This window comes from Micromonospora narathiwatensis (assembly GCF_900089605.1).
In the GTDB taxonomy this organism is placed as follows: domain Bacteria; phylum Actinomycetota; class Actinomycetes; order Mycobacteriales; family Micromonosporaceae; genus Micromonospora; species Micromonospora narathiwatensis.
Window position 1 is genome coordinate 4,111,666 of sequence record NZ_LT594324.1, and the last position, 25,564, is coordinate 4,137,229.

The 25,564-nt window shown below is 72.7% G+C and carries 23 protein-coding genes and 2 tRNA genes; 5 read left to right on the forward strand and 20 right to left on the reverse strand.

Going from position 1 to position 25,564, the window contains the following annotated elements:
- Nucleotides 1–79 precede the first annotated feature (79 nt).
- Nucleotides 80–1,426, reverse strand: a complete 1,347-nt coding sequence (gene tig / locus GA0070621_RS17590; RefSeq protein WP_091197100.1) for a trigger factor — start codon at nucleotides 1,424–1,426, stop codon at nucleotides 80–82.
- A 146-nt stretch (nucleotides 1,427–1,572) separates the two neighbouring features.
- Nucleotides 1,573–1,646, reverse strand: a tRNA-Pro gene (locus GA0070621_RS17595).
- A 240-nt stretch (nucleotides 1,647–1,886) separates the two neighbouring features.
- On the opposite strand from GA0070621_RS17595, the gene GA0070621_RS17600 reads away from it, so the two are divergent.
- Nucleotides 1,887–1,960 (forward strand) — tRNA-Gly (locus GA0070621_RS17600).
- Between the two features lie 526 nt (nucleotides 1,961–2,486).
- Here GA0070621_RS17600 and GA0070621_RS17605 read toward each other — a convergent pair.
- The 3 genes from GA0070621_RS17605 to GA0070621_RS17615 form a co-directional block, all read right to left on the reverse strand.
- The gene (locus GA0070621_RS17605) at nucleotides 2,487–3,506 is read right to left on the reverse strand and encodes a CU044_5270 family protein (RefSeq protein ID WP_157740012.1); all 1,020 of its coding nucleotides are present in this window, start codon (nucleotides 3,504–3,506) and stop codon (nucleotides 2,487–2,489) included.
- Nucleotides 3,503–4,102, reverse strand: a complete 600-nt coding sequence (locus tag GA0070621_RS17610) for an RNA polymerase sigma factor (RefSeq protein WP_231920966.1) — start codon at nucleotides 4,100–4,102, stop codon at nucleotides 3,503–3,505. Before GA0070621_RS17610 ends, GA0070621_RS17605 begins: the two co-directional genes overlap by 4 nt.
- A 543-nt stretch (nucleotides 4,103–4,645) precedes the next feature.
- Complete coding sequence (locus tag GA0070621_RS17615; RefSeq protein WP_157740013.1) at nucleotides 4,646–5,224, reverse strand: hypothetical protein; 579 nt, start codon at nucleotides 5,222–5,224, stop codon at nucleotides 4,646–4,648.
- Between the two features lie 427 nt (nucleotides 5,225–5,651).
- Between GA0070621_RS17615 and GA0070621_RS17625 the strand changes: the two genes are divergently transcribed.
- Nucleotides 5,652–8,849: an Hsp70 family protein gene (locus tag GA0070621_RS17625; RefSeq protein ID WP_091197111.1), complete on the forward strand. Its 3,198-nt coding sequence runs from the start codon at nucleotides 5,652–5,654 to the stop codon at nucleotides 8,847–8,849.
- Between the two features lie 168 nt (nucleotides 8,850–9,017).
- On the opposite strand, the gene GA0070621_RS17630 is transcribed toward GA0070621_RS17625, so the two are convergent.
- Entirely contained in the window at nucleotides 9,018–9,554 is a 537-nt protein-coding gene (locus GA0070621_RS17630) for a hypothetical protein (RefSeq protein WP_091197114.1), read from the reverse strand.
- A gap of 100 nt (nucleotides 9,555–9,654) precedes the next feature.
- Between GA0070621_RS17630 and GA0070621_RS17635 the strand changes: the two genes are divergently transcribed.
- Nucleotides 9,655–10,875, forward strand: a complete 1,221-nt coding sequence (locus GA0070621_RS17635; protein WP_091202567.1) for a GNAT family N-acetyltransferase — start codon at nucleotides 9,655–9,657, stop codon at nucleotides 10,873–10,875.
- Between the two features lie 367 nt (nucleotides 10,876–11,242).
- On the forward strand, nucleotides 11,243–11,581 hold the full coding sequence (locus GA0070621_RS31205) for a hypothetical protein (RefSeq protein ID WP_091202569.1): 339 nt from the start codon (nucleotides 11,243–11,245) through the stop codon (nucleotides 11,579–11,581).
- Between the two features lie 60 nt (nucleotides 11,582–11,641).
- Here GA0070621_RS31205 and GA0070621_RS17645 read toward each other — a convergent pair whose 3' ends face one another.
- The 4 genes from GA0070621_RS17645 to GA0070621_RS17660 all read right to left on the reverse strand — a co-directional run bounded on the left by GA0070621_RS17645 (nucleotide 11,642) and on the right by GA0070621_RS17660 (nucleotide 14,650).
- Nucleotides 11,642–12,112 (reverse strand): ribose-5-phosphate isomerase, encoded by a 471-nt coding sequence (locus GA0070621_RS17645; protein ID WP_091197117.1) that lies wholly within the window; start codon nucleotides 12,110–12,112, stop codon nucleotides 11,642–11,644.
- Nucleotides 12,113–12,184: 72 nt separating this feature from the next.
- The gene (locus GA0070621_RS17650; protein ID WP_091197119.1) at nucleotides 12,185–13,384 is read right to left on the reverse strand and encodes a DUF1015 family protein; all 1,200 of its coding nucleotides are present in this window, start codon (nucleotides 13,382–13,384) and stop codon (nucleotides 12,185–12,187) included.
- Nucleotides 13,385–13,508: 124 nt separating this feature from the next.
- Nucleotides 13,509–13,871, reverse strand: coding sequence for a hypothetical protein (locus tag GA0070621_RS17655; protein ID WP_091197122.1), 363 nt, complete (start codon nucleotides 13,869–13,871; stop codon nucleotides 13,509–13,511).
- Nucleotides 13,872–14,050: 179 nt separating this feature from the next.
- A complete protein-coding gene (locus GA0070621_RS17660) occupies nucleotides 14,051–14,650 on the reverse strand; it encodes a mycothiol-dependent nitroreductase Rv2466c family protein (protein WP_167667642.1) in 600 nt (199 codons plus the stop codon).
- A 252-nt stretch (nucleotides 14,651–14,902) separates the two neighbouring features.
- Here GA0070621_RS17660 and pepN point away from each other — a divergent pair, with 252 nt between their 5' ends.
- Nucleotides 14,903–17,449 (forward strand): aminopeptidase N, encoded by a 2,547-nt coding sequence (pepN, locus tag GA0070621_RS17665; RefSeq protein WP_091197129.1) that lies wholly within the window; start codon nucleotides 14,903–14,905, stop codon nucleotides 17,447–17,449.
- A 166-nt stretch (nucleotides 17,450–17,615) separates the two neighbouring features.
- Here pepN and GA0070621_RS17670 read toward each other — a convergent pair whose 3' ends face one another.
- The 10 genes from GA0070621_RS17670 to GA0070621_RS17715 are packed head-to-tail and all read right to left on the reverse strand — an operon-like array spanning nucleotide 17,616 to nucleotide 25,476.
- Nucleotides 17,616–18,038 (reverse strand): DUF5130 family protein, encoded by a 423-nt coding sequence (locus GA0070621_RS17670; protein ID WP_091197131.1) that lies wholly within the window; start codon nucleotides 18,036–18,038, stop codon nucleotides 17,616–17,618.
- Complete coding sequence (ctaJ, locus tag GA0070621_RS17675; RefSeq protein ID WP_167667016.1) at nucleotides 18,025–18,327, reverse strand: aa3-type cytochrome oxidase subunit CtaJ; 303 nt, start codon at nucleotides 18,325–18,327, stop codon at nucleotides 18,025–18,027. Before ctaJ ends, GA0070621_RS17670 begins: the two co-directional genes overlap by 14 nt.
- 57 nt (nucleotides 18,328–18,384) lie before the next feature.
- On the reverse strand, nucleotides 18,385–19,845 hold the full coding sequence (locus tag GA0070621_RS17680; protein WP_091197136.1) for an amidase: 1,461 nt from the start codon (nucleotides 19,843–19,845) through the stop codon (nucleotides 18,385–18,387).
- Between the two features lie 50 nt (nucleotides 19,846–19,895).
- The gene (locus GA0070621_RS17685; protein ID WP_091197139.1) at nucleotides 19,896–20,900 is read right to left on the reverse strand and encodes an amidohydrolase family protein; all 1,005 of its coding nucleotides are present in this window, start codon (nucleotides 20,898–20,900) and stop codon (nucleotides 19,896–19,898) included.
- The gene (locus GA0070621_RS17690; protein WP_091197144.1) at nucleotides 20,900–21,424 is read right to left on the reverse strand and encodes a 3-hydroxyanthranilate 3,4-dioxygenase; all 525 of its coding nucleotides are present in this window, start codon (nucleotides 21,422–21,424) and stop codon (nucleotides 20,900–20,902) included. The genes GA0070621_RS17685 and GA0070621_RS17690 overlap by 1 nt, the downstream gene beginning before the upstream one ends.
- Complete coding sequence (locus GA0070621_RS17695; RefSeq protein ID WP_091197146.1) at nucleotides 21,421–21,846, reverse strand: RidA family protein; 426 nt, start codon at nucleotides 21,844–21,846, stop codon at nucleotides 21,421–21,423. The genes GA0070621_RS17690 and GA0070621_RS17695 overlap by 4 nt, the downstream gene beginning before the upstream one ends.
- Nucleotides 21,843–22,616: a 2-keto-4-pentenoate hydratase gene (locus GA0070621_RS17700; protein WP_091197150.1), complete on the reverse strand. Its 774-nt coding sequence runs from the start codon at nucleotides 22,614–22,616 to the stop codon at nucleotides 21,843–21,845. The genes GA0070621_RS17695 and GA0070621_RS17700 overlap by 4 nt, the downstream gene beginning before the upstream one ends.
- Nucleotides 22,613–23,677, reverse strand: coding sequence for a 4-hydroxy-2-oxovalerate aldolase (dmpG, locus tag GA0070621_RS17705; RefSeq protein WP_091197153.1), 1,065 nt, complete (start codon nucleotides 23,675–23,677; stop codon nucleotides 22,613–22,615). The genes GA0070621_RS17700 and dmpG overlap by 4 nt, the downstream gene beginning before the upstream one ends.
- Nucleotides 23,674–24,615 (reverse strand): acetaldehyde dehydrogenase (acetylating), encoded by a 942-nt coding sequence (locus tag GA0070621_RS17710; protein WP_091197155.1) that lies wholly within the window; start codon nucleotides 24,613–24,615, stop codon nucleotides 23,674–23,676. The genes dmpG and GA0070621_RS17710 overlap by 4 nt, the downstream gene beginning before the upstream one ends.
- Before the next feature lie 45 nt (nucleotides 24,616–24,660).
- Nucleotides 24,661–25,476: a 2-keto-4-pentenoate hydratase gene (locus GA0070621_RS17715; protein WP_091197157.1), complete on the reverse strand. Its 816-nt coding sequence runs from the start codon at nucleotides 25,474–25,476 to the stop codon at nucleotides 24,661–24,663.
- Nucleotides 25,477–25,564 lie beyond the last annotated feature (88 nt).

The following is a 25,564-nucleotide window of genomic DNA, read 5'->3' on the forward strand; positions in this document are numbered from 1 at the left end:
CTGCGCTCGGGGCGTACCCCGGAAAGGGTTTCGGCCGCCGCCCAGCGCGCAGCGAGGGACGGCGGCCGACACCCGACGATCAGTGCTCGTGGTTGTGCTCGGCCTCGTTCTGGGCGCGCAGCGCGTCGAGGGTGACCTCGTTGCCGGCCGAGTCCTTGATCTTGATCTTCTCCATCACCGAGGCGAGTGCCTTGCCGCGACGGACGTCGCCGAAGACGGCCGCGGCCGCACCGGAGCGGACCAGCTGGTCGTAGTACTGCTGCGGGGCCATGCCGGCGCGCTGGGCGCGGTGGACGATCTCGTGGCCGAACTCGTCGTCGGAGACCTGGACGTCCTCGGCGTCGGCGAGGGTGTCCAGCAGAAGCTGGATCTTGACGCCCTCGGTCGCCGCCTCGGCCAGCTCGGTGTCGATCTGCTCCTCGGTCTTCTCCTCGGAGGCGAGGTATTCCTCCAGGGAGGCCCCGATGCGCTCGAGCTGGTCGACCATGGCGGCCTTGCGGCTCTCGACCTCCTCGCGGACGACCCCCTCCGGCGCCGGCACCTCGGCGGCGGCGACCATCTGCTCGAGGGCCTTGTCCCGGGCGGCGTAGATCTGCTCGACCTGCTTGCCCCGGCTGACCCGCTCGCGCAGGTCGTTGCGCAGCTCCTCGATGGTGTCGAACTCGCTGGCCAGCTGGGCGAAGTCGTCGTTGAGCTCGGGCAGCTCCTTCTCCTTGACCGTGCGGACGGTCACCGCCACGTCGGCGTCACGGCCCGCGTAGTCGCCGCCGACGAGCTGGGTGGAGAAGGTGGTGCTGTCGTCGGCGGCAAGGCCGACCAGGGCCTCGTCCAGACCCGGCAGGAGCTGCTTGCTGCCGACCTCGTGCGAGATGTTGCTCGCCTGCCCGCCCGGCACCTCCTCGCCGTCGACGGTGGCGTTCAGGTCGATCTGGACGTAGTCGCCGTCCTGGGCGGCCCGCTCGACGGTCTTCAGCGTGGCGAACCGCTCGCGCAGGTTGTTGACCTGCTCGTCGATCTCGCTGTCGGCGATCTGGACCTCGTCCACGGTCACCTCGATCGAGGCCGGATCCGGCAGGGCGATCTCCGGCCGTACGTCGACCTCGGCGGTGAAGTTCAGCGAGTCGCCGTCGGCGAACTCGGTGATCTCGACCTCCGGGCGACCCAGGGTCTTCAGGTCGTGCTCACGGACTGCGGCCAGGATGTTCTGCGGGATCGCCTCCTGCACCGCCTCGTTGAGGACGGTGCCCCGGCCCACCCGCTGGTCGATGACGGCGGCGGGAACCTTGCCCCGGCGGAAGCCGGGAACCTGGACCTGCTGGCCGATCTCCCGGTACGCCTTCTTGAGGCTCGGCTCGAGCTCGACGAACGGCACCTCGATGGCGAGCCGCACGCGCGTCGGGCTCAGAGTCTCGACGGTGCTCTTCACAGGCGTACTCCTTGACGGATCTCAGTTGAAGTCTGGGCGTGATTTCGCGCATCGAGTGTAGGCGAGCCGGCCTGCCGCATCGGCAGCGCCCGGGTACCGCGCGGAAAAAACGGCGGTTCCCGGGACGAGCCGGCCGCGAACGACAGTCGGGGTGGCGGGATTTGAACCCACGGCCCCTCGCTCCCAAAGCGAGTGCGCTACCAAGCTGCGCCACACCCCGTGGCGACGAGAAGTGTATGCCGTCGGCACCTCCCTGGCGGTCACCGGGGCGGACGCGGGCGGCCGTGATGCGGCATTTTCCGGGAAAGGGTGACCTCCTGGCGCTGGGGGACCACTCTTTCCCGGAAGTTGTGCGGATCTTGTGGGCGCGCTGACCGAAGACGGCACGCGGTACGGGGCTGCGCGTCCGGTTCCGGTATTCGGTAGGCTGTCGAGCGCGCCCTGCGGCAGTGGGGTGCATGCGGGCGTAGCTCAATGGCAGAGCTTCAGTCTTCCAAACTGACGGTGCGGGTTCGATTCCCGTCGCCCGCTCCATGTATGAAGGCCCAGGTGGACCGCATGATCGCGGCACCTGGGCCTTCTGCCTCTCCCCCATGTCCGATCTTGTGTGCCATCGGCGCCATTCATCGGCGAGGTCGGCCCTCACCGGCGATGCGCGGTCCATCGCGGAAGCGATCTCGCGGTCCCGCTCGCTGGTGGCGTGCTGGTAGATCAGGGCGGCGCGCATGGTGGCGTGTCCCATGCGGCGCATGAGCTCTCGCGTGCTGGCCCCGGAGGCGGCGGCGAGGGCGCGGCGACGATGATGCGCGCGGCGAAGCGGGCCGGCATGGCGTAGACCGGTCGGCGGCTCCGGGGTGTGATAGCGGTCACAGCCCGCAGACGTTGAAGGGCCACCCGCTGTTGCCAGGGATGGCCCCCGCACTCACTTCAACGGTTACTAGTCCTCGTCTTCATCGCATAGACCTCGTGCGGGCCGGCGTACCTCGTGAAGTCTGGAACCGAGTCGGTGGTCAATCAGCAAACTTCTATGCTGGTTGATGCGGCTCCCCAGGCGATCCGGTCAGCTCGTCTGGCCCGGCGCGTCGACGATTTTGCCGGTGATTCGGATCAGCTCGACCTCGACGTCGCCCTTCGTCAGGCTGATCCCCTCGGGCAGCGTCTGGTCCTTGACCACGAGGGTCCGGCCTCCGAGGTACTCGTGGGTGGTCGGGTCGAACAGGATGTCCTCGCGCCGCCACCCGTCCTGCACCATGCCGACCGCAATCGCGGGGCGGCCGTTGAAGTCAACCGGCTCGGTGGACTGGGTGACCCCGGGAATCAGAGCCAGCGCCCGCAGTGCGGTTGCCTTCACTCTGGGCGAGAGCACGTTGTCCCGTAGCATCGACTCAAGCGCGCCGTACGATTCGACATCTCTTTGGGCCTTGTCGCCCCGGCTGGACGGTACGTGGGCTCGCAGCCAGTCGAGTAGCGCCTGCGGATCGGTGGGCAGCGCAGCGACGGCCGCGTAGTCCTGGGGCGGCATGGACTGCCGAGCCTCCGGAGCCTCCTCGGTGATCTCGAGCTTGCCGTCAGACATCCAGGCTTGCTGCCGGCCATCGGCGCGCACCCAGCTCTGACTCGTCTCACTCCTCGCCTGACCCTTGTGCTCGGCAATCTTTCCGGGCCGGACGATCTTGAGTTCGACGTAGGTCCACTGACCGGCGCGCGGCGGCGTGAACGACTCGTTCTCGGCGTGCATGGCGGCCAGTTCGAAGATCGGGGCGATCGACCCGCCCTGCACATTTCGTGGTTGCTGCGTCGGCTGCGTCCTCGTTGGTGGAATCGATTGATTGAGGCCACCAACCGCCACCACGCCAGCCACCAGGGCAGCGGCCCCAAGGGTGGCGAAGCCGGATCGCCAGGCCCAGCCCGGCAGACGCCAGCCACGCGGCGTGACCTGCTCCGACCGATTCGGCACGGTGGCCTCGCGTTCCGCGATCCGGTCCAACAGGGCTGCTCGGGCCCGATTCTGAGCCTCTAGCGAGGGCGGTTCGACCTCGCTCCAACTTTCCCGCAGCGCGATGATGTCGTCGTTGGTCATTGAGAATCCTCTCCGGTTGCTGTGGGGTCGGCACCACCCAATGCCGTCCGTAACCTCTTGCGTGCCCTGTGGAGCCGGGACCGGACGGTTCCAGCGGGAATCTCAAGTGCGACGGCGACCTCCTCGCAGCTCAAGTCGACCCAGGCGACGAGCAGCAGCACCTCCCGGTCGGCTGGCGCGATCTGCGCCAACGCCGCCGCGAGCCGTCCGCGCACGGCCCGCGCGTCCAGCCGTACGGCGACCCGATCGGCCGGACCGTCGACACTGTCCGGGTCGGGCGTGGTGACCTGCGCCGCTCGGGCCAGTGCCTGGTATCGTCGCGCCTCGCTCCGCCGGTGGCCGGCGATCAGTTTGGACGCGATGCCGAACAACCAGGGCTGGGCGCTGTGGTGCCTGGTGTCGTACCGCTGCCACTTGTTGAGCGCGACCAGAAACGTTTCCGCCGCCACGTCATCGGCCAGGTCGCGACCCAGCCGACGGGCCGCGTAGCCGTGAATCGCCGAGTAGTAGCGGTCGAAAATGATCGCAAACAACTCCGGATGCCCGTGCATCCGGCTGATGACCTCGGCGTCCGTCCGTTCGGTGCCGGTGTCCACGAATCGTGTCACCACACCCATGAATTCTCCTTCGGTCCACCTCCCCCGTACGCGAGGGCTCATCTACTACTCCACCGATGGCAGCGGGAGTGTTCGCGGAAAGATCCAGCCGGTGCCGCATCCAGGCACTGGCGGTCGTGCATTCATGCCAAAGAGGGCCGGGGCGGGAAGCGGTGCGAGACGTTGCTAGCCGTTTCCGCTGCTAAGCCCTGGCGAGCGCATGGTCTACGCCGGCCCGGAAGTGACAACCTGGGGTCAGGGCTTCGCCAGCCACAAGAACGCGACTCGGCCGTTCGCCCGGCTCCACGTCGACAGGGAACGCATCCTGATCTCTCCGACGCACCGGGCCTGCCAGCGACCGGACGCCCGCTGACGCACGTTGCCGAAACGACGGCGGCCACCACGCGCGGGCGGCCACGCTGGCGGACTGCAAGACCTCGAAGACCTCAGGGCTCCGCCTCGAACCCCGGCCCTCCGCAGAGATGCCGCTTCGGATCACCTCGCCGGGCACCACAAGGGTTACCAGCCCTCAGCCCGCAGTGGCTATGCGCATTTGAACTGAGCAACGCGCTCCCAGTCGCTTCCTACGAGAGCGACGGCGTAGCTGACCTCTCTGACTTGCTTGTCCTCGGTCTCGACTGAAAACCCCAGCGGCAGCGGCTCTTGGAAGAATGCGACCGAGCACTCGAACAACATCTCGACCACGAGCTGACCGGTGCCGCCAAGGGGTAACAGCCGGGGTTGTCCGATGCTGGTTGACGCCATGCCCGGCCTCTCTACCGCAACCCGACGGACGGTGATCGGCGCGGGGCCGGCGTTGATCAAAATCAGATGCCCGGTCAGTTGGACTTGGGGGCCACCGCTGCCCCCGTGGATGGTGGCTGTCTTAAAGGTCGAGCTTCCCAAGCTGGCCGATTGAGGGACGGCCACGAGTGCGACCACTGCGTTCCGCTCCCGTTGATCACGCGAGTCTTGCCGGTGGACGCCGAAGCCGCCAAGCACAACGCCGACCACGAAGACGGCGACGAGCCGCAGGGCCATCTTCTGTCCGACCACGAGGCGGTCATGGGCTTTGGTACCCGAATCCGCCGGCTGGTGATTGTGCTCGTCCAGATCGATCAATGCATGCTCCGCGACATGGGCGTCAGCCTAGGGTCTCTCCACACCAGCGCGCGTCGGCCGGCCGACCAGCCACCCCTGATGTTCTTCTAATCCGAAGGCCGGAATGGGCCATCCGTGGGCCGGTAACCGTGGCGCCGGGCACGAGCGGGCACGAGACGCAACCGCACGGGCCGCCTCCCGCAGACGTTTCGGGCATCGCGACCGCCTGAGCGCGCTCTCCCAAGCCGACGGTGCGGGTTCGATTCCCGTCGCCCGCTCCACACCGCCCTGGCCGACGGCCGGCTGTTCTCCGGCGACGCCGGCACTCCACCCGTACGACCCGCGCGCCGTAGACACCCGCACCCACTCGCGCCGGAGATCACCGTCCGGCGAGGGCTGCGTACGATGCGGGGCCGGACATCCCCTCGTCGGGTGGAGGTAGCCACGGATGTCAGGCCAGCAGGACGGTTTCGCCCTCGGCGTCGATCTCGGCACCTCGAACACGGTGGCGGTGCTGCGCTGGCCGGACGGGCGTACCCGACCGTTGCTCGTTGACGGGCAGCCGATCCTCCCCTCCGGGGTGTACGCCGACGACGAGGGGCGCCTGCACGTCGGGCGGGACGCCCTTCGGCTGGCCCAGGCCGCCCCCGACCGGTACGAGCCGAACCCGAAGCGCCGGGTCGACGAGCCGGACGTGGCGCTCGGCGACCGGCGGCACATCCCGGCGGCGCTGCTGGCCGCGGTCCTGCGCGCGGTCGGCGAGGCGGCGGTGGGCGCGGTGGGATTCCTTCCGCCCTCGGTGGTCACCTGCCCGGCGACGTGGGACACCGGGCGCCGCCAGGTGCTCGCCGACGCGCTCGCGCTGGCCGGCTGGCCGTCGGCGGCCGAGCACACCATGTCCGGCCCCATTCCGCCGGGGACGCGGCTGCTGCGCGAACCGGTGGCCGCCGCGCGCTACTACACCGAGGTGCTGCGCCGGCCGGTGCCGGTCGGTGAGTCCGTGGCGGTCTTCGACTTCGGCGGCGGGACGCTCGACGTCGCGATCGTCCGTAACGAAGGCGCCGACCCGTGGGGCGACTCCGGCTTCACCGTCGTCTCCTGTGGTGGCCTGGACGACCTGGGCGGGCTCGACCTCGACAGCGCCCTGCTGGCGCTGCTCGCCGAGCGGATCAGGGCCACTCATCCGGCCGAGTGGGCGCGGCTGGCCGAGCCGGCGAACACCATCCAGTGGCGGGACCGGCTCCGGTTCGCCGAGAACGTACGGGGCGCGAAGGAGATGCTGTCCCGCAGCCTGGTGGCGCCGGTGGCCGTGCCCGGGATCGAGGCGACCGTACCGCTGAGCCGGGAGGAACTGGAACGGGTGGCGGCGCCGCTGCTGCGCCGGGCGGTCGCCGAGACGCGACGGGTGGTCGCCGCCGCCGGGCTGACGCCGGAGCGGCTGGTCGGGCTGTTCCTGGTCGGCGGGTCGTCCCGGATTCCGCTCGTGGCGCGGCTGCTCCACGCCGAGCTCGGGATCGCGCCCACCGTGCTGGAACAGCCGGAACTGCCGGTCGCCGAGGGTGCGCTCACCGACCTGCCGCTGCGGCGGAGCCGTCCCGCCGCGCCCCCGCTGCCACTGGCCCCGGGCGCCGATCCCCTCGCCTCGCCCGCCGGGCAGGTCGGGTCCGGGCCGGCGGGCACGCCGGAAGCGGGCCTCGCGGCTCCCCGGCCCGCTGACCGCCCAGCCGGCACGCTGCCACGCGCCGAGGGAACCCCACCGCCCGCCGACGCGGGCGGCACCCCGGCCGGGCCCGCCGGCACACTGCCGCTCGGCGCGGGGGCACCGCCGCCCGCCGACCCGGCCCAGGCCCCGACCGAACCCGCCAGCGCCCTACCCACCGCCACCCTGCCCGGCTCCGGACCGGCCGCCACCCTGCCCGGCCTCGGACCGGCCGGCACCCTGCCCGCCGGCGTCCCGGCCGGCACCCTGCCCGCCGGCGTCCCGGCCGGCACCCTGCCTGCCGGCGTCCCGGCCGGCTCCGGACCGGCGGCAGGCCCGGCGCACACGGCAAACCCGGCAAGCACGGCAGGCTCCGCACACGCGGCGGGTCCGGCGCACGCGGAGGGCTCGGTGGGGACGGACAGTCCCGTGCTCGCAGCCGACCACGGCGCAGGCGGCCAGGCCTACGAGGCCGCCGGGATCCCACGGCAGGCGGGGCCGTGGCCAGGCGTACCGCAGGCGGCGCCGGCGGGGCCGTGGCCGGGCGTACCCGGGTCGGGGATGCCGGGGTCGCCGGCCGCGCCGGCTCGCGGCGGCCGGCGGCGACGGGCGCTGTGGATCTCGCTCGCCGCGGTGGCGGCCCTCGCGGGGGTGACCACGGCGGCGGTCCTCTACCTGAATCGTGACCCACATCCGGAGCTGGACTTCCGGCCGCTCGACAAGGGAATCCGGGTGGCGGCGGGCGCGGAGCGGCCGCGTGACATGTTCACCGCGATCGCTGGCGACCGGGCCTACCTGGCCTACCCGCGCGACGACGATCGGCTGTCGGTGATCGCCGTGGAGGCGGGCAGGGGCCGGGAGCTGTGGCACACGGAGAGCGGCCAGCCCGCCGGCCGTTGGCGCGGGATCGTCGCGCTGCCCGGCGCGGTGGCGCTCATCGAGGACGCGTCGGGCCGCGACACGCCCCGACGGATCGAGGTGCGCGACGCCGGCTCGGGCGAACCGCGGTGGGAGTACACCGCGCACGGGGACGACGAGCTCTTCGTCGGCACCGAGGTGCTGGTCCTCGCCGATCGGGCCGGCAAACAGCTGGTCGGCCTCGACCTGCGCAACGGTACGCAACAGTGGTCCCGCGCCGACCCGACCGACGAGTACGGCAACTCGCGGACCAGCGTGTACCCGGTGACCACCGACAAGGGTCTCGCCGGACCGGGATTCGTCGACGGCGCGCCACGCGACCCGGAGGTGGGTCCGGTCCGGCAGCTCGTCCAGGTCAGCGCCGACCGCTCGGTCCGGCTGATCGACGTCACCTCCGGAAAGGACGTGCTGCGTCCGCAGACCAACGTGGCCGGGCCGGACGACCTGGTCGCCGCCCACGAGGACCGGCTCTACGTGGTGGACGACAAGCTGCTGCTCGGGTACGACCTGGGCACCCTGGCGAAGCCGAGCGTGCTCTACCGGTTCCCGGACGACCGGCACCGGGCCAAGGCGCTGGTGCCCTGTGGCAAGCACCGGGCCTGCCTGCTGGAGGTGCAGAACTCCGACAAGAAGACCGCGACGGTGGTGGCCGCGACCGAGGGGAAGGACCCACGACGCTGGTCGGTGCCGGGCATGGAGCAGCTGGTGCCGGTCGGCGAGCGGGTGCTGGCCGCCCGGACGTACCCGGAACCGGCGGTGACCCTGTTCGGGCCGGACGGTGAGCGGGTGCTCGACGACGAGGACGGGGTGGCCGTCCGGGTCGACGCCGGCAACCTGCTGGTCTTCGCCGACCGGCTGAACAGCGGTGAGGACAACCGGAGCGTGGCCGGCGTGGGCACGAGCTCCGGCGACGTGGTCCCGCTGGGCGAGCTGAAGGGCGTACGCGGCGAGTCGTGTTCGTGGAACACCGAGGTGATCGTCTGCGGGGCGGCCAAGGACTTCGTGATCTACCACTTCACCGCCGGCTGACCGCGCCGGCCGGGGGCCGCGGGTCTCTCAGCCCACCGGGCGACGGATGAACCGCGTCCGGCCGGGTAATGCGGCCGGCGTCCTGGTGGAGTGACGACCGGCGTCGCGGCGTACCGCGACCGGGTGCGCGGGCGGGCGGCCGGACGCCGACCCGCCCGCGGCCACGGATCAGTGACCGGTGACCCAGTTCCAGGCCGCCATGACCCACTCGGTCTGCCGCAGGTAGGCGACGCCCAGCCCGGCCAGGAACAGCGCGGTCACCAGGTGAGCGCCGCGGGCGGTGCGGCGTACCCGGCCCAGCTGCCGTTCCCAGACCAGCCGGCCGAGCAGGCGGGCGAGCGCGAAGAGACCGACGGCCGTGAGCAGGCTGAGCCCGAAGGTGAGCAGCGGAGCACCGAGGTTGCCCCGGCCGGATATCGCCCAGATGCCCCAGCAGACGAAGGCGAAGAGGCCGCCGGCCGCACTCCACTCCCCGCCCCGGCGCAGCCGCGCCAGGTGCCAGCTCATCGGGCGGCGCGGAGCGGAGTCACCGGACCAGTCGGCCTGGTCGACGGTGGCGAACTGCTCGGTCCGGGACGTCCGCGGCTGGCCCACGGAGGCCACGCCGCGCCGGAACGCGTCCCGCTGTGGTGGCACCACCCCGACACCCGGCTGCGGCGGCACCTCCACGGTGCGCTCGGCCCACGGCTGTGTCTGGTCCGCCATCTGTTGTCCTCCCCCTCGACCAACGTCGGCCACGGTTCCGAGGGTAGCGAGCCGGCAAATTCGGTCGCCGCCCCGGAAGGCGATGGGTTACACCCATCCGATGACCGACGCGCTGGTACCCCGGGTGGAGGACTTCGACGAGATCTCGGCGCTGCTGGCGCTCGCCTTCCACGGCAGCCCCGAGCCGGAGCTGCGGGAGGTCCAGCGCGCCGTCTTCGAGCCGGACCGGGCGCTGCTGGTCCGGGACGGCGGGACCGCCGTGGCGCACGCCGGCGCGTACACCCGCGAGCTGACCGTACCGGGGGCCGCCGTGCCCGCCGCGCACGTGACGATGGTCGGGGTCGCCCCCACCCACCGCCGCCGGGGCCTGCTCACCGGGCTGATGCGCCGGCAGCTCCGCGAGGTCCGCGACGCCGGCCGGGAGCCGGTCGCGGTGCTCTGGGCCAGCGAGGGCCGGATCTACCCCCGCTTCGGCTACGGCCTGGCCGCACAACACCTCACCCTGTCCTGCGACACCACCGAGCTGCGGCTGCCGGAACCGGCCGCCGCCGAGGGCCCGCTCCGCCTGGACCGTCCGGCCGCGCACCAGGCCGAGCTGGCTCGGCTGTACGACCGGGTCCGCGCCGACCGCCCCGGCTGGTCCAGCCGCGACGAGCGCTGGTGGGCGTACGTGCTCGCCGACGTCAAGACCCTGCGGGACGGCGCGACCGAACGCCGGGTGCTGCTGCACGAGGGACCCACCGGCCTCGACGGGTACGCGCTCTACCGGACGAAGGCGGAGTGGGGCCGGGGCGGCCCGTGCGGCGAGGTCCGGGTCGACGAGGTGGTCGCCGCCGACCCGGGCGCGTACGTGGCGCTGTGGCGGCTGCTGCTGTCGATCGACCTGACCCGGCGGCTGTCGTTCGGTGCCGCCGCCGTGGACGAGCCGCTGCTGCGGCTGGTGAACGAGCCGCGGCAGCTCGGCGCCCACCTCGACGACGCCCTCTGGGTACGCCTCGTCGACGTCCCGGCCGCCTTGGCCGCCCGACGGTACGCCGTCGACGTCGACATGGTCGTCGAGGTCACCGACGAACTGTTGCCGGAGAACGCCGGCCGGTGGCGGCTCGCCGGTGGGCCGTCCGGTGCCACGTGCGGCGCCACCACGGCACCGGCCCAGCTCGCCTGCGACGTACGCGCCCTCGGCGAGCTCTACCTGGGCGGGGCCGGGCTGGGGGCGCTCGCCGCCGCGGGCCGGGTCCGGGAGCTCGTACCGGGGACGCTGGCGGCGGCCGGCCCGGCCTTCGGCTGGCACCGTGCCCCGGCCCCGATGGAGGTCTTCTGACGCCGGCCGGCGGATGCCGCCCGCCCGGGTGGTCGGAGCGGGTGGCGATCGACCGGCCGGACGCTCGATCCGGTTCCGCCGCTGTCCGGGGGCGACCGCGGGGCGGTACGGTCGGTGGATGGGTGATGCGGAGCGACGGCGGCGCCGGCTGCGGCACCACGGCGAGGCCGGGCCGCCGGACGGCGAGAGTGCCGCCGGGCGGGCCGGCAGGTACGAGCCCGTCGACGCCTTCGCGGAGGGGCCGACCGCGACCACGGCCGCGGTGCACGACGGCGACGGCTCCAGGTCGCGGCGTGGCAGCCGACCCGCCGAGTTGGAATCGTCGGACGACGGCTCCAGGTCGCGGCGTGGCACCCGACCCGCCGAGTTGGAATCGTCGGACGACGGCTCCAGGTCGCGGCGTGGCACCCGACCCGCCGAGTTGGAATCGTCGGACGACGGCTCCAGGTCGCGGCGTGGCGTCAGACACGCCGAGTTGGAGTCGTCGGAGCATCGGGCACGCCGCACCGGCTCCGCCGAGGAGGGCGAACGCGGGCTGCGCGGCCTGGTCGGCTCGGGATCCTCGCAGGTGAGCGTGACCGCCGCGCTGCGGGCCCGGGACGCCGCCCGGCCGACCGACGCCGACCTGGCCGAGGCCGAGGCCCGCGTCGTGATCGTGCGCCGCAACTGGGTGCCCCGCGAGGAACTGCCCCGCCCCGGCCGCTGAGCACCGTCCGGGCGGGGCCGGCGGTCGACGTCGTCGTGCGCCGGGGCGGGCGGGATGGCGTCAGGCGGGCAGGTCGGGCAGCTCGCGGTGCTGCTCGTACGTGGCCAGCTGACCGATCCGGCGGGCGTGCCGGGGGTTGCCCGAGAAGGGCGTGGTCAGGAACGCCTCGACCAGGGCGGTCGCCTCGTCCAGGGTGTGCTGGCGGGCGCCGATGGCGACGACGTTGGCGTCGTTGTGCTCCCGGGAAAGCTGGGCGGTGTCGATGTTCCAGGCGAGCGCCGCCCGTACGCCGGCGATCTTGTTAGCGGCGATCTGCTCGCCGTTGCCGGAGCCGCCGATGACCACCCCGAGGCTGCCCGGGTCGTTGACCACCCGGTCGCCGGTGTGCAGGCAGAACGCCGGGTAGTCATCGTCCGGGTCGTAGGCGTGCGGGCCGACGTCGACCACCTCGTACCCCTGCTTGGCCAGGTGGTTGACGAGGTGCCCCTTCAGTTCGAAACCGGCGTGGTCAGATCCCAGGTAGACGCGCATACCGCGCAGTCTGTCAGGCCGGCCTCCGTGCCGCCGAGCGGGCGGCGGCACGGAGGCGGATTTGTCACAGGGTCACCGGGGCAGCTCGGCCACGACCAGGCCGGCCCGCGCCTTCGGGGTGAACCAGGTGCTCTTGCGCGGCATCTTCTCCCGGGCCAGGTTGACCGCGACGAAGTCGTCGACGGTCACCGGGGCGACGAGGATCGCCAGCTCGGCCCGCCCGGCGTCGACCTCGCCGGTGAGCCAGCTCGCCGGGTAGTCGCCGCCCACGTAGGTGATCCGCTTGTCCCCCGGGTCGAGGCCGAGCGCGTCACGCAGCAGCAGCCGCTCGACCAGGGCGTGGTCCAGGTTCTCCAGCCGGCCGCCGTCGGCGTGCGGCAGGGTGACCGCGTACGCCTGGCCGGCGAGGTAGAGGTGGACGGTGCCGCCGGCCGCCGGGACCTCGACCGGGCCCTCGACGGGGGTGACCTGCGCGCCGGCGGCGCGCAGCCGGTCGAGCAGCTCCGCCGGGGTGGTGGTCAGCTCGCTGACCAGCCGGTTGTAGGGCTGGATGGCGACCGAGGCGGGCGTGGTGATCACCGAGAGGAAGCGGGGGAACTTCCCGGTCTGCGCGGCCAGGCTGCGGTGGTTGCCGTCCGCGACCACCAGCTCGCCGCCGCCCGCGAGGGCGGTCAGCTCGTCCTGCGCCGGGCCGGGGCCGAGCAGCCAGATGGCGTGCGTCCGACCGGCCTGGTCGATGTCGGTCGCGGCGGGCGCGCCGGCCGCCTCGGTCGCCGCCGCGAGCGCGGTGTGCAGCTCGTCGCCCCGCCCGGTCTGGAGCAGCAGTACGGGTGAGAGCAGGTGACCCAGCGCCTCGGCCAGGGCGACCCGCTCCCGCACCTTGGCGATGAAGACGTCCTCGTTGCGGATCACCAGGCCGGGCTCGTCGGCCCGGGTGGAGATCTGGTCGGTGTCGACCATGGCGAAGAGCCCGTAGCCGGTCTCCTCCCCCGGCGCGCTGATCCGGTAGAGCACCACGACCTGCTCGGCCGGCGTGTAGCTGCCGTCCGCCTTGGCCTCGGCGAGCCGCGCCGCCGCGTCGGGCAGGGCGTCGAGGAAGTTTTTCCCGAGGCTGTCCGGTGCCCGGTGGGGCATCTCGATGCCCAGGGCACTGTGCGGATTCGCCTCGACGATGGCGGTGATCTCCGCGTCGTCGGCGAACTCGTCGTAGTTCTGCGCGCCGGTGCCGCCAGTGGTGATCCAGGCCCGGGCGATCGGATGCACGACCGTCATGCCCGCTGACGCTACCCGCGCCGCCCACCCCGCCGGTGCGGACCCTGGCCGCTTCCACCAGATGAAAGGAAGGGCACCCTGTCAACGCCTCCGGTGGCGCCGGGGCTCCCGGTCAACCACCGGATCAGGCGCTGCGCCCGCGGTGCCGGCCGGTGGCTGCCCGGCCGCCCGGAGCCGGGGTGGCCGGCCGGGACCCGGCGGACGCGGCGAGGCGTACCGTCGTCGTCCCCGCTGCCGGACGGCCGGCCGGGGTCGGGCGGGCGCCCCGGGCCGGGAGGTCCGCGTCGGCGGGCGGGGTCATCCGGGAGGTGGCCACCACCCGGGCCACCCCGACCACGATCGGCGGGGCCAGCAGGTCGACCATCTCGGCCGGCAGGGACGGCCGAACAGCAGGCCAGTCGCCGTCCGCCACGGACCAGTACGTGGCGCCGGAGTCCTCGGTCGCCGTCTGCGGCGCCTCGTCGGGCATGCGGCGGTGCTTACCCATGGGATTGCCTCCAGGAGCTGCCGGGTTGCGGCCCGCAGGGGCCGCCGGCCAGGACACCGGGTGAAACGAGCCCCGCGCCGTCCGGGTGACGCCGGACGGCGCGGGGTTCGGGGTGTCGGGGCGGGTGAAGCGGGGCCCTGCGCCGCCGGAGGCGTCGACAGGGTGCCCTTCGGTGTACGTCAGTCGAAGATGGGGCCCAGTTCGCGGGTGCGCTTCAGCTCGTAGAAGCCGGGGGTGCCGGCGACCAGCAGGACGCCGTCCCACAGCTTGCCGGCGGCCTCGCCCTTCGGTGCCGGGGTGATCACCGGGCCGAAGAAGGCGACCTTGTCGCCGTACGGGCCGGGGGCGTGGATCACCGGGGTGCCGACGTCGGTGCCGACCGGCCGCATACCGGCCTCGTGGCTGGCCCGCAGCGCCTCGTCGTACGCGGTGGACTCGGCCGCGTCGGCGAGCACCGGGTCCAGCCCGACCTCGGTCAGCGCACCGACCAGCGTCTCCCGGGTCAGCGGCTCCTTGCCGAGGTGGATCCGGGTGCCCAGGGCCGTGTAGAGCTTCGCGAGCGTCTCCGCGCCGTGCGCCTGCTCGACCGCGATGCAGACCCGTACGGGGCCCCAGCCCTTCTTCATCAGGTCCTGGTATTCCGGGGGCAGGTCGCGGCCCTCGTTGAGCACGGACAGGCTCATCACGTGGAAGTTGATGTCCAGTTCCCGGACCTGCTCGACCTCCAGCAGCCAACGGGAGGTGATCCACGCCCAGGGGCAGAGGGGGTCGAACCACATGTCCACGGCGGCACGTTCGGTCACGGCGCTATCCCTTCACGACTCGGCGCGCCGGAACACCGGCGCCTCACCCCCGATCCTCACCCCGACCGGCATCGACCGGTACCGGAATGAGAGCGTGACCTCGGCCACCGAAGGGGGTCCGTGCATGGAAGACTCGGATCCGGACCGGCCGTCACGGGCGGGGCCGGCGAGGCCTGGGCCGCGGGCACGCGGCGACGAAGAGTGGGATGGAGACGAACAGTGCCGGGAGTGCGCAACCTGACTCAGGTCGAGGCCACCGAGCGGGCCCGCCTGCTCGACGTGACCGGGTACGACATCAGCCTTGACCTGTCGACCGCCGTGCAGGCCACGGGCCGTACGTTCCGCTCGGTGACCGAGGTCCGGTTCCGCTGCGCCGAGCCCGGGGCGACCACCTTCATAGAGGCGGCGGCGGACTCGGTGCGCTCCGCGACGCTCAACGGGACGCCGATCGACGTCTCCGGCTGGTCGGCCGAGAAGGGCCTGTCCCTGCCCGACCTGGCGGCCGAGAACGTCCTCGTGGTGGAGGCGGACTTCGCGTACTCGAACAGCGGGCAGGGGCTGCACCGCACGGTGGACCCGGTCGACGGCGAGACCTACCTCTACAGCCAGTTCGAGACCGCCGACGCGCAGAAGGTCTTCGCCTGTTTCGACCAGCCGGACCTGAAGAGCGTCTACACCTGGCACGCGACCGTCCCCGACCACTGGCGAGTGATCTCCAACATGCCGGTGGAGCGGGAGGAGCCGGCCGGCGAGGCGCTCAAGACGGTCCACTTCGTCGGGTCGGCGCGGATGAGCACCTACATCACCGCGCTCTGCGCCGGCCCGTACCACGAGGTGCGGGACAGCCACGACGGCATCGACCTGGGGGTGTTCTGCCGGGCCTCGATGGCGCAGTACCTCGACTCGGACGACCTGTTCCTGATCACCAAGCAGGGTTTCGACTTCTTCCACGAGCAGTTCGGCGTCCGCTACCCGCTGCCCAAGTACGACCAGCTCTGGGTGCCGGACTTCAACGCCGGCGCGATGGAGAACTTCGGCTGCGTCACGCACGCCGAGTCGCACTACATCTTCCGGTCGCAGGTCACCGACTTCGAGTACGAGCAGCGCGCCAACACGATCCTGCACGAGCTGGCGCACATGTGGTTCGGTGACCTGGTCACCATGCGCTGGTGGAACGACCTGTGGCTGAACGAGTCGTTCGCCGAGTGGGCGAGCCACTGGTGCAACACCCACGCCACCCGGTTCACCGAGGCGTGGACGACCTTCCTGTCCATCCGGAAGAACTGGGGCTACCGGCAGGACCAGCTCTCCTCCACCCACCCGGTCTACTGCGAGATGCCGGACCTGGAGGCCGTCGAGGTCAACTTCGACGGCATCACCTACGCCAAGGGCGCCAGCGTGCTCAAGCAGCTCGTCGCTTACGTGGGCGAGGAGCCGTTCCTGGCCGGCCTGCGGGCATACTTCGCCAAGCACGCCTGGGGCAACGCCACCTTCGACGACCTGCTCACCGAGCTGGAGACGGCCTCCGGCCGGGAGCTGCGCAAGTTCGCCGCCCAGTGGCTGGAGACCGCGCAGGTCAACACGCTGCGCCCCGAGGTCACCATCGGCGCCGACGGCACGTACGAGCGGGTGGTGGTCCGCCAGGAGGCGCCGGCCGGGCACCCGACGCTGCGTACCCACCGGATCGGGGTGGGCCTCTACGACCTGACCGACGGCCGGCTGGTCCGCCGGGAGCTGGTCGAGGTGGACGTGACCGGTGAGGCGACCGAGCTGTCCGCGCTGTACGGCACGCCCGCCGCCGACGTGCTGCTGCTCAACGACGACGACCTCACGTACGCCAAGCTGCGGCTGGACGAGCGGTCCATGTCGGCCGTGGTGCAGCACATCGCCGGCTTCGAGTCGTCGCTGGCACGGGCGCTGTGCTGGACCGCGGCCTGGGACATGACCCGGGACGCCGAGCTGTCCGCCCGGGACTACGTGGCGCTGGTGCTGGCCGGGCTGCCCGCGGAGACGGACATCAACCTGGTCACCGCGACCCTGCGCCAGGCGACCACCGCGCTCACCTTCTACGCCGACCCGGCGTGGGCGCCGACGGGCTGGGCCGAGCTGGCCCGTACCGCCCGGACGGCCCTGGCCGCCGCCGAGCCGGGCAGCGGCTTCCAGCTCGCCTGGGCCCGGGCGTACGCCTCCGCGGCCCGCTCCGACGAGGACCTGGCGACGCTGCGCGGCTGGCTGGAAGGCGTCGAGGTGACGGCCGGGCTGACCGTGGACACCGAGCTGCGCTGGACGGTGCTCCAGTCGCTGGTGGCCAACGGCGCGGCCGGGGCCGCCGAGGTGGACGCCGAACTCGCCAAGGACCGCACCGCCAGCGGCGAGCGGGAGGCCGCGTACGCGCACGCCCTGGTGTCGACGGCGGAGAACAAGGCGGCGGTGTGGGCGCAGCTCACCGGCCCGGAGGCCCTGCCGAACTGGCGTAACCGGGCGCTGCTGCAGGGCTTCACGCACCCGGCCCAGGTCGAGCTGGTGGCGCCGTACCGGGAGAAGTACTTCGCCACGGTGGACCAGGTCTGGGCGAGCCGGGACAGCGAGCCGGCGCAGGAGTTCGCGCAGCTCGCCTACCCGGCGTACCTCGTGGACGACGACACGGTGGCGGCCACCGACGGGTGGCTGGCGCGGGACGGCCACCCGGCCCCGCTGCGCCGGCTGGTGGCCGAGGGTCGCGACGGGGTGGTCCGCGCGCTGAAGGCCCGCGCCCGGGACGCTCGCAGCGCCTGACGCGGCAGTCCGGGGCCGGCGTGGGTGTGCACCCGCGCCGGCCCCGTCGTTGTGGCCGGGCCGTGGCCGATGCGGCTCGACCCGTCCGCCTGGCCGCGCTGACCAGACCGACGAAAAGCCCGGCCCGCGAGTTCGCGGACCGGGCTTCGTCGTACGGGGAGCGGGCTCAGCCCTTGCCGGCGTGGCTGGCGAGCTGGTCGAGGCCCTGGATGATGCCGCCGGCCAGGTCGCCACCGCCGAAGGAGGCCACCATGGAGAGCGCGGCGAGCTTGGCGTACGTGTCCGGAATGCGCTTGCGGGCGTACCGGCCGGTGACGATCTCCAGCTGCCGCTGGTTGGGCGACACCGCGATCAGCACGGACTTGTCCGGCTCGGCGAGCTGCCGGTGCAGCCGCTCGGCGTGCTCCCGGATCGGCTCGTCGAGGCCGCCCAAGCCGCCCACGTAGACCGAGAAGACCAGCCCGGTGCCCTGGTCGGCCAGGCGGAGCGCCTCGTCGATGCGGAGCAGCTGACGGGTCGAGAAGGGCCCGTCCAGCACCTGGGGCGGGGTGCCCGCCTCGGTCACGGCGTGCGTCTCACCAACGGTCACTTGCGCCTCCGGTGCCAGCGGCCGGCGCCTCGCGGCCGGCCAGTTCCTGCTTGCGGCTGGTCAGCGCCGGCGCCTGCGCCCCGGCGGCCAGCGCGGTGCCGGCCGAGTCGGCCAGCTGCTCCGGACGGCCCAGGAACCAGACCGGAGTGAAGTCGAAGGCCCGGCCCGGCCGGTAGCGCTTGGCACCACCACCGCCGCCACCGCCGCCGACGGCTGCCAGCCCGGCGATCACCAGCACCGCAGCCGCCGGGATGCCGACGAAGACCAGCAACGTCTCGGTAACAGACAATCCCAACGCCCCCAGGCGGAAATAGAGACCAGGAATTCCGGGTCGGGTGAACGATCATTACGACGAGCGCCCGACTCCGCTTGTGCTGTTCACGTTAGCGGAGTCGACCGCCCGCCAGATTGCGGGGTGCTGATCCCATCCGCCACAGCCGTGCTCTACCTGCGCGGCAGTGGCTATCAATGTCCGGTCGTCGCCGTACCGGCCGGTTAGCAGAACCCCGACCGGCAGGCCGTCACCGGTCCGGCCGACCGGAAGCGAAACAGACGGGTCGCCAGTCACGTTAAAAATGGCGCAGTACGGGGAAAAGCGCCGCTGCCGGTCGAAATCCTCGGCGGGGCCGAGGGCGGCGAACGCGCCCACCGACGCCTGCGGCGCGGCCAGCGTCGGGCAGAGCAGCAGATCGCAGCCGGCGGTCCGGCGCACACCACGGCGTACCTGGGCCTGGAGTTCACCGAGCGCGGCCATCAACTGCCCGGCACCGACGGCCGCGGCCCGGGCGCGCAGGAACCGGGTGAGCGGCAGCAGCTCGCTCTCCCGCTCGGGTGGCACCGGGGAGAGCGCCAGCACGTACCAGATGGTTTCGAAGAGCGGCCACGCCTCGGGGCCGAGCGGCGCGGGCACCTCGACCACCTCATGGCCGGCCGCGGTGAGCAGCGCGGCGGCCCGGTCGACGGCGGCCACGCAGTCGGGGTGCACCGGCTCGTCGGCGAGCATCGGGGTGATGAACCGGCCGATCCGCAACCGCCCGGGCGCCGCGTCGCGGGCGACGCCCAGGTAGCCGCCGTCGGGCGCGGCCGGCGGCAGGTACGGCTCACCGGGCACCGGCCGGGCCAGCACGTCGAGCAGCGCGGCCACGTCGGTGACGGTCCGGCCGAGCGGGCCGTTGGTCGGCAGCCCGAACGCGCCGAAGCCGAGCGGGCCGCCGGAGACCAGCCCCCGGCTCGGCTTGTAACCGACCAGGCCGCAGAGCGAGGCCGGGATGCGCAGCGAGCCGCCGCCGTCGGAGCCCTGCGCCACCGGCACCAGCCCGGCCGCCACCGCCGCCGCCGCGCCACCGCTGGACCCACCCGCGGTGTACGCGAGGTGCCACGGGTTACGCGCGGGCGGCGCGACGAGCCCCTCCGAGTAGAGCGAGCAGCCCAGCTCGGAGGTGGTGGTCTTGCCGAGGCTGACCAGCCCGGCCGCGGCCATGAACCGGACCACGTCGGCGTCCACCGGTGGCACGAAGTCGGCGAAGGCGGCCGAGCCGAACGTGGTCCGCACCCCGGCGGTCAGCGTCAGATCCTTCACTGCGGTCGGTACGCCGTGCAGCGGCCCGCGCTCGTCCACCGGCACCGCGTCGGCGGCCCGGGCCGCCTCCCGCGCCCGCTCCGGGGTGACGGTGACGAACGCGCCGACCGTGTCGCCGAGCCCGTCGACCCGGTGCAGATGGTGCTCGACCAGCTCCACGCTGGACAGCTCGCCCCGGCGGATCGCGGCGGCCTGGTCCAGCGCGGTCAGGTCGTGCGGCTCGGCCATGCCACCATCCTGCCGTGCCGGGCCGCCACGCGCGCGGCCCGACACGACCGTCAGCCCCGGCCGAGGAAGCGCAGGGCGTTGCGGGAGAGGAGCTTGTCGCGCTGGTCGGTGGTGAGGAAGTCCGCCTTCCGGACCACCTGCCCGACCGGCCGCTCCCCCAGCGGGTACGGGTAGTCGCTGCCGACCAGCACCCGGTCCTCGCCCATGGTGTCGACCAGCAGCCGCAGCGCGGCCGGGTCGAAGACCACCGAGTCGACGCAGAACCGGTCGACGTAGGAGCTGGGCGGGGCGGTGGAGGCGCCGCGTACCAGGTCGCCGCGGCGGTGCCAGGCGTTGTCGGCCCGCCCCAGCCAGAACGGGAAGCTGCCGCCGCCGTGCGCGAAGCAGATCCGCAGCGTCTCCGGCACCTGGTCGAAGACGCCGCCGAGGATGAGCGCCAGCACCGACAGGTGGGTCTCGGCCGGCATCCCGGTCAGCCAGCGGGCCATCCAGCGGTCCAGCCGCGGCCCGCCCGGCATGTCCCACGGGTGCACGAAGACCGGCGCGCCGACCCGCGCGCAGTGGGTCAGGAACTGCACGATGCCGGCGTCGTCGAGGTCGCGGTCGCCGACGTGGTTGCCGATCTCCACCCCGGCGTGCCCGGCCGCCAGGCAGCGGTCCAGCTCCGCGCAGGCCAGGTCCGGGTCCTGCAACGGCACCTGACAGAACGGCACCAGCCGGTCGCCGCCGGCGGCGGTGACCGCCAGGGTGAGGTCGTTGAAGATCCGGGCCACCCGGACCGCCTGCTCGGCCGGGCGGTCGTAGCTGAAGAAGACCGGGGTGGGCGAGACCACCTGCACGTCGACGCCGTCGGCGGCCATGTCGGCCAGCCGGGTCCGCGCGTCCCAGCACTCCGCGCCGACCGGCCGGAACTCCGTCTCCCCGACCATGATCATGGCGGCGCGCTCGGAGTCCACCCGCAGCCAGGGCCAGCCGGACCCGCCGCACGCCCCGGCGAGGTCCGGCCACCCCTTCGGTACGACGTGCGTGTGCACGTCCACCACGGGCCCCGGCATCAGCCCTTGCCCGGGTGCAACGCGCCGCAGTTGGTGCAGGTACGGGCCTTCTCGTCGGCGTAGAACGCCGAGAAGACCGGGGGCAGGTCGGCGGCGATGTCGCGCACCTGGAGTTCCACCTCGTGCACCTGGTGGCTGCACTCGGGGCAGTACCACCGGAACTTCTCCAGCGTGCCCTCCTCGCGTACCCGCTCGATCACCATGCCGATCGAGCCGGCCTCCGGCCGCTGCGGCGAATGCGGGGTGTTACGCGGCAGCATCCACATCTGGCCCTCGCGGACGTGCACCGTACGCGGCCCCTCCGGGAGCATCAGGTTGACGTGCATGTTGCCCTTGACCTGGTAGAAGAACTCCTCGTACGGGTCGACATGGAAGTCGGTCCGCTGGTTCGGGCCGCCCACCACCATCACGATGAAGTCGTCGCTGCCCGGCAGCATCTCCTTGTTGCCCACCGGCGGCTTGAGCAGGTGCTGGTTGTCAGCGATCCACCCCGGAAAGCTGAACGGCTCGGCGATCTCACTCACGACTGACCTCCTTGGGGCAGCAGGGCGACGGCTTGCATCTCGATCAGCAGGTGCGGATGCGGGAGCTGGTGCACGGCCACCGTGGTCCGGGTCGGCCCGGTGGCGTCGAAGAACTCCGCCCACACCTCGTTGTAGCCACCGAAGTCGTTCATGTTGACCAGGTAGCTGGTGACCTGGACCAGGTCGGCCAGGTCGGCCCCGACCGACCGCAGCAGGTCCCGGATGTTCTCGATCACGGCCCGGGTCTGCACCCGGATGTCCAGGTCGGTCGTGCCGAACTCGTCCACCGCCACGCCGGCGAAGGAGTTGTCCGGGCGGCGCGACGACGTACCCGAGACGAAGACGAAGCCCCCGGCGACCTTGACGTGCGGGAAGGCCCCGCGCGGCACGGCCTTCCCGGCGACGACCCCGGCCCCGGTCACGCCGCCGCCTTCAGCGAGGCGGTGCCGAGCTTCTCCACCACGGCCCGGACGTGCGCGCCGGGGCGCAGCGGCACCGCGGCCGTGGCGGCGCCGGCGAGGAACACCCACCCCGCACGCAGCCGTACCCCGTGCCGGCCGGCCAGCCTGAGGCCCTCGTCCAGCGCCCGGCGCGGGTCGCCGAGGATCGCCGCGGTCGAGCCGACCTGCGCCACCCGCCCGTCGACCTCCAGCAGCACGCCGAGGTTGTCCAGCCCGTCCGGCACCGGCGACCACGGACCGACGACGAACGCGGCGGCCGAGGTGTTGTCGGCGACGACGTCCGGCAGCGAGAAGGTGAAGTTGGCGTACCGGGAGTCGATCAGCTCGATCGCCGGGGCGACCGCGCGGACCGCGTCGGTGAACGCGGCGACCGGCTCGCCCGGCTCGGGGAGGCGGTCCAGCAGGAACGCCACCTCCGGCTCCACCCGGGGGTGGATGAAGTCGGCCACGTCGACCGTCCCACCGTCGGGCACCCGCATCACGTCGGTGAGCCGTCCCCAGATCACCTCGTCCACGCCGACCTGGGCCATCTTCGCCTTGCTGGTCAACCCCATCTTCAGCCCGACCAGCCGCTCGCCCCGGTCGAGGCGGCGCTGCACCAGCGCGGTCTGCACCGCGTACGCGGCGTCGACGTCGAGGCCGGTCTCGGCGGCGAGCTGTGGGATCGCGGTGGCGGTGTCGGCGGCCGTACCCAGCTTCTCGGCGATCCCCGCGATGTCCGGTCCGATCATGAGGGCTCCTCCTTGCCGGCGAGGTCCAGCGCCACGTCCACGATCATGTCCTCCTGGCCGCCGACCATCCGGCGGCGGCCCAACTCGACCAGGATCGAGCGGACGTCGACCCCGTACTTCGCCGAGGCGCGCTCGGCGTGCCGCAGAAAGCTGGAGTAGACCCCCGCGTAACCGAGGGAGAGGGTCTCCCGGTCCACCTGGACCGGCCGGTCCTGGAGCGGACGGACGATGTCGTCGGCGGCGTCCATCAGCGCGAACACGTCGCAGCCGTGCTTCCAGCCGTGCAGCTCGGCGACCGCGACGAAGACCTCCAGCGGGGCGTTGCCGGCGCCCGCGCCCATGCCGGCCAGCGAGGCGTCCACCCGGACGGTCCGCCCGGGCGGGGCGTCCGGGCCGGCCGGGGTGGGGCCGAGGATCCGGCCGTGCTCGACGGCCACCACGCTGTTCGCCACGCCGAGCGACAGGTTGTGGTGGGCATGGATGCCGATCTGCGTCTCCGGCGCGAGGACCTGCCGGTACGCGTCGATCCGCTCGGCCACGTCGGACATCAGCAGCCGGCCGCCCGAGTCGGTGACGTAGACGCAGTGCGCCCCGTACGACTCCATGAGCTTGGCCTGGGCGGCCAGCCCGGCCGGGTCGTTCATGTGCGACATCATCAGGAACCCGGAGACGTCCATGTCGTTCTCCCGGGCCCAGGAGATGTGCTGCGCGGAGATGTCCGCCTCGGTGCAGTGGGTGGCGATCCGTACGCTGGTCACCCCGAGCGCCTTCGCCGCCTTCAGGTCGGCGATGGTGCCGATGCCGGGCAGCAGCAGGGTGGTGAGCCGCGCGCTGGTCAGCACCTCGGCGGCGGCCGAGATCCAGTCGGCGTCGCCGGCCGCGCCGTGACCGTAGTTGACGCTGGAGCCGGCCAGGCCGTCGCCGTGCGCCACCTCGATCGCGGCCACCCCGGCGGCGTCCAGCGCGGCGGCGATGGTGCGTACCTGGTCCACGGTGTACCGGTGCGCGATGGCGTGCATGCCGTCGCGCAGCGTCACGTCCTGGATGTAGAGATCGGTCATCGGGCCGCCTCCGTCGTGGTCGAGCGCCGCAGGGCGACCAGCCGCTCCGCGGTACGCAGCGCGGCCGAGGTCATGATGTCCAGGTTCCCGGCGTACGCGGGCAGGTAGTGCCCGGCGCCGGAGACCTCCAGGAAGACCGAGACCTGGAGCCCGGTGAACGCCCGCCCCAGCGCCGGCACGTACGCCTCGACCCGGTCGAACTGCACGTCCTGCTTGAGCCGGTAGCCCGGGACGTACTCCTGCACGGTCTTCACCATGTCGGCCACCGAGGCGGCGACGGCGGCCCGGTCGGCGTCGGCGTCCGGGCAGAGACAGTAGACCGTGTCCCGCATCAGCAGCGGCGGGTCGGCCGGGTTCAGCACGATGATCGCCTTGCCGCGCTCGGCGCCGCCGACCACCTCGATCGCCCGCGCGGTGGTCTCGGTGAACTCGTCGATGTTGGCCCGGGTGCCCGGCCCGGCCGACCTGGAGGCGATCGAGGCGACGATCTCCCCGTACGCGACCGGGGTGACCCGGCCGACCGCGGCCACGATCGGCACGGTCGCCTGCCCACCGCAGGTCACCATGTTGACGTTCGTCTCGCCCAGGTGCTCGTCGAGGTTCACCGGCGGCACCACGTACGGGCCGATGGCGGCCGGGGTCAGGTCGACCACGGTCCGGCCGTGCGCCCGCAGCACCTCGTGGTGGCGCCGGTGCGCGCCGGCCGAGGTGGCGTCGAAGACCAGCTCGACGTCGGCGAACTCGGGCAACGCCACCAGGCCGTCCACGCCCTCGGCCGTGGTCGCCACCCCGAGCCGCCGGGCCCGGGCCAGGCCGTCCGAGGCCGGGTCGATGCCGGCCATCGCCACCATGCGCAGCGACTCCGACAGCCGGAGCACCTTGATCATCAGGTCGGTGCCGATGTTGCCCGACCCGAGCACCGCCACTCCGACTGTCATGCTGTGCCGCCTTTCGTTCGCGACTGCGGGGCTCGCAACCCCGGCTCACTCCTCGCGCTCACGACACCCCTCCGATGACGAGAAACAGGTCCGTACCGAGCCGAGCCCGGAGATCCGCGCCTCGTACGCCGCGCCGGGGGTGACCGGCACCATCGGGCCGAGCGCCCCGGACAGCACGACGTCCCCGGCGCGCAGCGGGTCACCGGCGCGGGCCATCGTCCCGGCCAGCCACTCCAGCGCGTGCAGCGGATTGCCGAGGCAGGCCGCCCCGGCGCCGACCGAGACCGGCTCCCCGGCGCGTTCCAGCACCATCCCGCAGAGCCGCAGGTCGACGTCGGCGAGCCGGCGGGGCGCGGTGCCGAGCACGAAGAGCCCGGCGGAGGCGTTGTCCGCCACGGTGTCCACGATGGAGATGTCCCAGCCGGCGATCCGCGAGTCGACGATCTCGATGGCCGGCAGCACGTGGTCGACGGCGCGGATCAGGTCGACGGTGGTGACCCGCTCGTCCGGCAGGTCCGCGCCGAGCACGAAGGCGATCTCCGCCTCCACCCGGGGCTGGAGCAGCCGACCCATCGGCACCTCGACGCCGTCGCCGACCGCCATGTCGTCGAAGAGCACCCCGAAGTCCGGCTGGAACACGCCGAAGCTCTCCTGCACCGCCCGGGAGGTCAGCCCGATCTTCGCGCCCACCCGGCGGTGGCCCTTGCCGAGCCGCTGCCGGGCGTAGACCTGCTGCACCTGGTAGGCGGCCTCGATGTCGCCCTCCGGCAGCAGCCGGCCCCGCAGGGGCGGGCACGGCTTCTCGTCCTGCCGGGCGACGGCAAGTTCCCGGTTGGCGGCCTCGATGTCGACGGTGGTCATCCCCGCTCCTCGCTGACGGCGCTCACGACGCTCGCGGCGGTTCGCGACTGCGGGGCTCGCAACCCCGGCTCGCTCCTCGCGCTCACGA

Bases quoted from the DNA above. Each gene is read 5' to 3' on its own strand.
- GA0070621_RS17605 (WP_157740012.1), bottom strand. From the start codon at position 3,506: ATGACCAACGACGACATCATCGCGCTGCGGGAAAGTTGGAGCGAGGTC.
- GA0070621_RS17625 (WP_091197111.1), top strand. From the start codon at position 5,652: ATGTCAGGCCAGCAGGACGGTTTCGCCCTCGGCGTCGATCTCGGCACC.
- GA0070621_RS17630 (WP_091197114.1), bottom strand. From the start codon at position 9,554: ATGGCGGACCAGACACAGCCGTGGGCCGAGCGCACCGTGGAGGTGCCG.
- GA0070621_RS17635 (WP_091202567.1), top strand. From the start codon at position 9,655: ATGACCGACGCGCTGGTACCCCGGGTGGAGGACTTCGACGAGATCTCG.
- GA0070621_RS17645 (WP_091197117.1), bottom strand. From the start codon at position 12,112: ATGCGCGTCTACCTGGGATCTGACCACGCCGGTTTCGAACTGAAGGGG.
- GA0070621_RS17650 (WP_091197119.1), bottom strand. From the start codon at position 13,384: ATGACGGTCGTGCATCCGATCGCCCGGGCCTGGATCACCACTGGCGGC.
- GA0070621_RS17655 (WP_091197122.1), bottom strand. From the start codon at position 13,871: ATGGGTAAGCACCGCCGCATGCCCGACGAGGCGCCGCAGACGGCGACC.
- GA0070621_RS17660 (WP_167667642.1), bottom strand. From the start codon at position 14,650: ATGTGGTTCGACCCCCTCTGCCCCTGGGCGTGGATCACCTCCCGTTGG.
- GA0070621_RS17680 (WP_091197136.1), bottom strand. From the start codon at position 19,845: ATGGCCGAGCCGCACGACCTGACCGCGCTGGACCAGGCCGCCGCGATC.
- GA0070621_RS17685 (WP_091197139.1), bottom strand. From the start codon at position 20,900: ATGCCGGGGCCCGTGGTGGACGTGCACACGCACGTCGTACCGAAGGGG.
- GA0070621_RS17700 (WP_091197150.1), bottom strand. From the start codon at position 22,616: ATGATCGGACCGGACATCGCGGGGATCGCCGAGAAGCTGGGTACGGCC.
- dmpG (WP_091197153.1), bottom strand. From the start codon at position 23,677: ATGACCGATCTCTACATCCAGGACGTGACGCTGCGCGACGGCATGCAC.
- GA0070621_RS17710 (WP_091197155.1), bottom strand. From the start codon at position 24,615: ATGACAGTCGGAGTGGCGGTGCTCGGGTCGGGCAACATCGGCACCGAC.
- GA0070621_RS17715 (WP_091197157.1), bottom strand. From the start codon at position 25,476: ATGACCACCGTCGACATCGAGGCCGCCAACCGGGAACTTGCCGTCGCC.